The 6,309-nt window shown below is 66.2% G+C and carries 4 protein-coding genes and 2 pseudogenes; 2 read left to right on the plus strand and 4 right to left on the minus strand.

All coding sequences use genetic code 11. The features are described 5' to 3' along the window. Positions 1–253, minus strand: a pseudogene (locus ACT6Y9_RS07695) (hypothetical protein); the annotation flags it as partial. Positions 254–591: 338 nt separating this feature from the next. Here ACT6Y9_RS07695 and ACT6Y9_RS07700 point away from each other — a divergent pair. Both ACT6Y9_RS07700 and ACT6Y9_RS07705 read left to right on the plus strand, forming a co-directional pair. Further along, on the plus strand, positions 592–888 hold the full coding sequence (locus tag ACT6Y9_RS07700) for a hypothetical protein (protein ID WP_443744102.1): 297 nt from the start codon (positions 592–594) through the stop codon (positions 886–888). Positions 889–1,044: 156 nt separating this feature from the next. Then, positions 1,045–1,912: pseudogene (locus tag ACT6Y9_RS07705) on the plus strand (MetQ/NlpA family ABC transporter substrate-binding protein). Positions 1,913–2,038: 126 nt separating this feature from the next. Here the strand turns inward: ACT6Y9_RS07705 and ACT6Y9_RS07710 are convergent. From ACT6Y9_RS07710 to ACT6Y9_RS07720, 3 genes are all read right to left on the minus strand, one after another. Further along, a complete protein-coding gene (locus tag ACT6Y9_RS07710) occupies positions 2,039–3,541 on the minus strand; it encodes an amidohydrolase (protein ID WP_443744103.1) in 1,503 nt (500 codons plus the stop codon). A gap of 235 nt (positions 3,542–3,776) precedes the next feature. Beyond that, on the minus strand, positions 3,777–5,285 hold the full coding sequence (locus ACT6Y9_RS07715; RefSeq protein ID WP_443744104.1) for a hypothetical protein: 1,509 nt from the start codon (positions 5,283–5,285) through the stop codon (positions 3,777–3,779). A 141-nt stretch (positions 5,286–5,426) separates the two neighbouring features. Beyond that, positions 5,427–6,179, minus strand: coding sequence for an endonuclease (locus ACT6Y9_RS07720; RefSeq protein ID WP_443744105.1), 753 nt, complete (start codon positions 6,177–6,179; stop codon positions 5,427–5,429). Between the last annotated feature and the right edge of the window lie 130 nt (positions 6,180–6,309).

Consider the following 6,309-nt stretch of genomic DNA (forward strand, 5'->3'; position numbering starts at 1 on the left):
CCAGCTTTTTTGCATGGTTGAACTGATTGATGGGCGCACGGCCAGTCATGGTCCCATCCGTATTGGTCGATAATGTTTTGGTTGCGTCGGTCAGCACCAGCGGGAACGCATAGATGTATGCCTCGCTGACCGTTTTCCACACGGTTTCAGTATCCGGTGTATCCGGCTGCGTTTTTGGGGCAGAGCAGGCGGAAAGAAGCCCGCAGGAAAGCAGCGTAAAGAGCGATAGTAGAATTGCGAGTATCTTTTTCATGTTGTCATCCTATGACTCTTTTCTGTTTTGGTCATCTCATCGGAACGGTTTGTGCGTATGGATTGACTACAGGGAACTGCCAAATATTATCTACCCAGAAGTAAAGCTGCCTGAAACCGCTTGCGCATGAGCTCAACAAAAACACAGCTAGCCTCCATGTCCGAGTGACATCGTGGCTGTTTGGGTAAGACTGTTGCTGGGAGTGTGATTTGAAGCGATCTCGGACGCCTCAGCCGTGTCATTTTCATTCCAGCTTTCGGCAGTACATCTCCTGGCGGCACAGGTTGTAGCCCAGCATGGTCAACCAGTTGTGCGCCTCAGCCCGCTTGAAGCCGAAGATGTGCTCCAGGGGCATTAGCCGACTTTTAGGCTCGAACCAACCCGGCACGACGGGCGAGGTGATCGAAGAGGCCGTGAAGAATGGCGCCGCCCTGGAGGGCATGGCCTGGATTCAGATCCATCCGCACGGGAATCCGAAGAACGGCGACCTCGAGTCGAACGTCGCCGGACGCCCGCAGGACACGCCCTGCGTGAACGGCCTGCGCTTCGCCGACGAGACGGGCCGCCGCGACGACATCTCCCACGGCATCCTCGCGCAGCCGGGCAAGATCGCCTTCTCGATCTGCGACCAGTAGACTGTGGGCGCCAAGAAGGTCCGCGCCGAGAACATCGACCGCGCGCTCGCCGCGGCTGCGGGCATCAACGCGAAGAACCTCGAGGCGACGTTGCGCACGATGAATGAGGCCGCGAAGCTCCAGAGCGACTCGGGGCTCTCCGTCCCGAAGGCCGTGATCGGCTGGGGCGTCAACAAGGCGCCCTTCTACGCCCCCCAGTCCCGGGCGGCTGAGCTCGCCCTCGCGCGCGAGCTCCCCGAGACGCGCTTCTTTCAGGGCGCCGCCGCCGCGGCCGCGCTCTCGCTCGCTCCCTTCGCCCACGCCGCCGAACAGACGGTCCGCATCGGCGTCACCGCGGGTCCGGCCGCCGAGATTCTCGAGCAGGTCGTGCCGCTCGCGAAGAAGCGCGGCCTGAACGTCAAGATCTACGAGTTCCAGGACTACGTGCAGCCGAACGCCGCCCTCGACGCGGGCGACCTCGACGCCAACATCTTCCAGACGGTTCCCTACCTCACCGCGCAGAACCAGGACCGCGGCTACCACCTCAAAGTCGTCGGCAAGGCCTTCACGCTCCCGATGGCCTTCTACTCCCGCAAGGTGAAGAGCTTCGCCGAAGCCTCCGCGGGGAGCACGATCGGCATACCGAACGACCCGGCGATGGGCGCCCGCGCGCTCCTTCTGCTCGAGAAGGGCGGCGTGATCAAGCTCCGTGAAGGCGCCGGAGTCAAGGCCACGGTCCTCGACATCGTCGAGAACCCGAAGAAGTTCAAGATCGTCGAACTCGAGGCCGCGCAGCTCCCACACTCCTTGGACGACCTCACGATCTCGGCCGTGAACGGCAACTACGCCTACGTCGCGAACCTCAACCCTTCGCGACGGCCTCCTCGTCGAGGACAAGGACGGCCCCTACGTCTGCAACATCGTCACGAACGAGAAGAACGCGAACGATCCGTGGGTGAAGCCCTTCGTCGAGGCGTATCAGCAGCCCGAGATCGCCAAGTGGATCCTCGAGAAGTACAAGGGCATCGTGATCCCGGCCTTCTGAGAACCTGAGGCCGGACTGATCCGGCGCCCAATATGACGACGCCCGCTTTGGAATGTCCGAAGCGGGCGTTTGTCGTTTGTGCAAGCGCGGCATGCAGGACCCAAGTTCAGGCCTGCCGCCGCCCCGTCAGCTCCAGTTGCCGAGGAGCGCCACGACGAGGTTGGTCCAGGTGTCGTAGAGCGTCACGAGCGCGCGCTCGTCGAAGTCCACCGCGGGCTGCACGGCGTTCCCCGCGAAGGCGCCGCCCACGAGGAAGTACCCGGCCTTGCCGCCCTGCTCCTGCACGCGGCGCATGAGAAGCGTGCCGTCGTCGGAGGAATTCACCGGCCACGTCGGAATCACCTTCTCGCAGAGCCGCGCGCGGCGCGCGCAGACGGTGATCAGCTGCGTCAACGCGGCGTCGGGCACGAAGTCGATCGCCTCGCCCACGATCCGCTGCCGGCACTCGACCCCGAACCCCATCGCCGCACCCTGGGCGCGCAGAAGCGCCTCGGCGGCGAGGTCTCGGTTCACCGCGGCGTTCTCGCCGCGCACCTCGACCTCCATCCAGGCGTGGGAGGGCACGATGTTGCGGCCTTCGCCTGCATGGAGCTGGCCCACGTTGACGCGGGTCATGCCGTCCTCATGACGCGGGAGCGCCATGATGTTGATCGCGGCGTTCGCGGCCGCAAGGAGCGCGTTCCGGCCCGACTGCGGGTGCGCGCCCGCATGGGACGCGCGCCCCGTGAACTCGAAGTCGATCTTGGTCGTCGAGAGGAGCTTCGTCGGAGCCGCAACCACCGTGCCGAACTCGAGTTCGGGCGCGATGTGGGCGCAGAAGAGCGTGTCCACATCCTTCAGAACACCGGACTGCAGAATCGGGTACGCCCCGCGGGAGCCCTCCTCCGCCGGCTGGCAGATCACCTTGATGCGGCCCGCGAGCCGATCGGCGTTCGCGGCGATGAAGCGCGCGAGTCCGATCGCGGCGGCCTGGTGGCCGTCGTGCCCGCAGGCGTGCATCACGCCGCGGTGCACCGAAGAGAAGCCTTCGCGGTAGGGAAGGTGCGAGATGCTCTCGGGCTCCTCGACCGCGAGGGCGTCGAGTTCGATCCTCACCGCGATCGTGCGGCCCGGACGCCCCGTGTCCCATTCGGCGATGAGGCCGGGGGAGTCACCCATGCGGCGGATCTCCTCGACGGAGACGCCGTTCTGAATCGCAAAGAGCCGGCCGCGCTCGACTTCATCGGCGTCGCGGCCGCGCACGAACTGCGGCGAAATGAAATCCGGTCCGTAGGTGAGCTTGAAGCCCGCCGCGGCGAAGGCCCGCGCGAGGCGCGCCGTGGCGATGAATTCACTCCAGCCCGGTTCAGGCGTGCGGTGCACGTCGCGGCGCAGTTCGGTGAGCTCCTCGGGCTTCACGGGATCCACCCAGCCGGGCAGAAGCCCGCGGCGCACGGGCTGAGGATCGGCGGCGCCCGTCTGCGGGACCGGCGCCGGCGCGGCGGATGCGGCGGACGAAGCGGGCGCGATGTCCGCGGCGAGAGACGCCGCTCCCGACGACTCCGCCCCGGGCGGGAAGGTGCGGCGGCGGCCCCGCTGCGGCGTCTTCAGGACGGCCGGGACCAGAGTCTTCGGTTCGGGTGCGGGCATGGCGGATCTCCGGGACATCCGCGCCCAAAGCTGCGTGGATGGAGGATGAAAGGATTACGGGGTTATGCTTATTTTCTCTTGAACCCGATTGTATCATCGTCCCCTTCCTTCGGCCTACCCCCCTGAACGGACGCCTCGAAGGAAGCGCCCTACGCAACTCATTGTTTCTCCAAGATACTCCCTGAGTAAGTAGGGAGAACTTCTAATTATTCACCCCTAAGCGAATATACGCAGTTCAGGGGGTGGCGCCCGCAGCGGGCGCGTTGGTGGCTTCGTGCGCCGCTTCAGTGGGCTCGGCCGCGGCCTGCGGTGAGCCTTCGTCCGCCGCGGAGACACCGTCCGCACCTTCACGAGCGGCGGCGGCCCCGGTCTTCGCGGGCCGCAGGATGAAGAGGTCGTTGTTGTCGCCCGCCATGCGCACCGTGTAGACGGGGGCTTCGCCCGGCTTCTGCGCCCGGCGCTCCATGAGGTCGGCAAGCGACAGGCTCCGCAGGTCCGCGCGGGCGCCGTGGATCATCACGTCGACGAGGTCCACGACCCTCTGAGGCATTTCGGCGGCGAGACGCCAGGAGACCGTAGGCTTGTCGCCCTCCCGGCGCTCGGCGCCCCCGACGTCGAGCTCGGCCGCGAAGGACGTCCGTCCGCCACCGGCCGCGTTGAAGGAGAGGTCGTCCAAAGCAAAGTGCATCGCGCCCGCGCCCTTGATGAGGTCCGTGAGCTCAGTGTCGTCAAGTCCCGAGGTGAAGAGCTCCGTCGGGACGTTGCTCGCACGGAGCTTGAGCGCGAAGTCCCGCCCCTCGACGAGACGGTCGTATTGGGAGTGCACCGCCTTCACGGCGGCGGTAAGGCGCTCGGCGTGCGCCTCGTAGGCGCCCTCGAGCCTCGAGGCGCGCACGGCCGGGGTCTGGCGCATTTCGGAGACGGGATTGCGCAGATCGAGCGTGAGCGTCCCGCGCCAGTCGCCCGCCTCGACGCGGGCGCGTTTGGCGTTGAGGCGCGCCGTTTCTAGGAACCAGTCCGGACCCGTGCCGAAGCGGTCCGGGTCCTCGTCCTCCTTGACGCCGCGCACGCGCGCCCGGGTCGTGAGCTCCGCCTCATCGAGCGTGAGCCGCATGATGTTCGCGGCCGGGTCGGTGAAGGTGAGCATGAAGTCGGGCGCCTCAATGCGGGTCTTCATCTCGCCCACCCGCGGCATGGCAGCGCGCAGCACCACGGGGCGCTTCGCCGCGCCGCGCCAGGAGGTGGGGCCGATGCCGGGGAGGTCGGCGTCCAACTGCATGTCGAAGGGCGCCGCAGTCGCCGTCGCCTGGAGCTCCTTCGCGAAGAGCGCCCAGCGGAAGCGGATCGAGAGCCTTGGGTGCGTGCCCACGAGGTTCTTGAGGAGCTTCGCGGTGTCGACGGTGTTGTTGAGAGGGTAGACGTCGCCCGTGAGTCCGAAGGGCCCGAAGTTCGCGACGACGTCGAAGTCAAGCGACAAGGGGGCCGCGGCCGGGTCGCTCGAGTAGATCGAGGAGGCGACGACGACGTGCAGGCGGTCCCGGCGCTCGAAGAAGCTCGACTCGCCCGGAGTCGCGGAGACCACGACGAATTCGGCGAGCCCCGCCGGACTCGTGATCCGCGAGAGGATCTCCTGCTGCAGCGAATGCTGCCAGCAGATGAAGCCCGCCTCCGCGGCGACGACGGCGAGCGCCGCGCCGACTACGAGTCGCGAGTGTGCGAGGAAGAAGCCATAGATCCGCTTCATGTGGGAGACCCGGCCGGGGAGCCGTTGTGGTTGAAGAACTTATCTACGGAATGCTACGCGACCCGCGCGGCCTGCGGGAGCGGATACAGGCGCGGCGGGTACTTCAAAAGACGCAATTTCGTTAGCGTTCGTTGCCTGGAACTACCTCCAGAGGTTCGCGGCGCGGCAGGCTTCGACCACGATCTTGTTCTCATTGCCCTGAATCGCGGCGATGCGCCGCGCACGCTCGCACTCCCAGGCGTCGGGCGGATACATCCGGCTCCAGGCGCCCATCAGCTGCCGCTGTTGGTTGGAGATGCGGAACTTCGGGTAGCTCTCGGCCATGTAGAGCGTCGTGCGGGCAATCGCGCCCCGGGTGTATTCGGGCGGCTCGGCCTTGCCGTCGGCGATCTTCATCTGGCAGGACCCGAACGTGACGGGGACGCCCTGGAGCATCGCATAGTTGTAGTTGGAGCGCAGCGCGTTCACCGCCCCAATCGCCGGATAGAGGTTGTAGAGGTCGCTCTGCATCAGGCGGTACTCGTGGTTCGCCTTTTCGGCGCACTTGCGGCCCTTAAAGCCGCGGCCCTTGTCGTCGATGCACTTGGCCGACCCGTCGCGCCACTCGGAAAAGAAGCGCCCGAAGTTCTCCGCCGGGACCACGTGCTCCCACTCGATGCGGTGCGCGCGCTTTTCGTGCTTCGGCGTGGTGAAGCCTGCGGGGAGCGTGATCTCCTTCTTCGCGTTGTAGTTCGCGCGGCAATAGAAGGTGACGCGATGGTCGGCGTAGACCTTGTCCTCGAGGAGCTTCTTCGCCTGACTGAAGGACTCGATCGTTTCGTTGCCGCCCGCGGAGGCGGTGATCCAGAAGAAGGCGCCCGCAAGGGCGACCACCGGAAGAGCGTATCTGCGCATGCGCGGATTTCTCCAAAGTATGTTGAAGAGCTTGAGGAGCGCCGCGGCGCGCTCGTCGCCGCCCGGCCGGTTTCCCGAGCCCGAAGCCCGGGTGCTGCGGGTGCCTTGCGGCGCGCGGGAGGCGTTCGCG

It is taken from the genome of Sutterella sp. (assembly GCF_052272535.1).
Taxonomy (GTDB): Bacteria; Pseudomonadota; Gammaproteobacteria; order Burkholderiales; family Burkholderiaceae_F; genus Sutterella.

Bases quoted from the DNA above. Each gene is read 5' to 3' on its own strand.
- ACT6Y9_RS07710 (WP_443744103.1), bottom strand. From the start codon at position 3,541: ATGCCCGCACCCGAACCGAAGACTCTGGTCCCGGCCGTCCTGAAGACG.
- ACT6Y9_RS07715 (WP_443744104.1), bottom strand. From the start codon at position 5,285: ATGAAGCGGATCTATGGCTTCTTCCTCGCACACTCGCGACTCGTAGTC.
- ACT6Y9_RS07720 (WP_443744105.1), bottom strand. From the start codon at position 6,179: ATGCGCAGATACGCTCTTCCGGTGGTCGCCCTTGCGGGCGCCTTCTTC.
- ACT6Y9_RS07700 (WP_443744102.1), top strand. From the start codon at position 592: ATGTGCTCCAGGGGCATTAGCCGACTTTTAGGCTCGAACCAACCCGGC.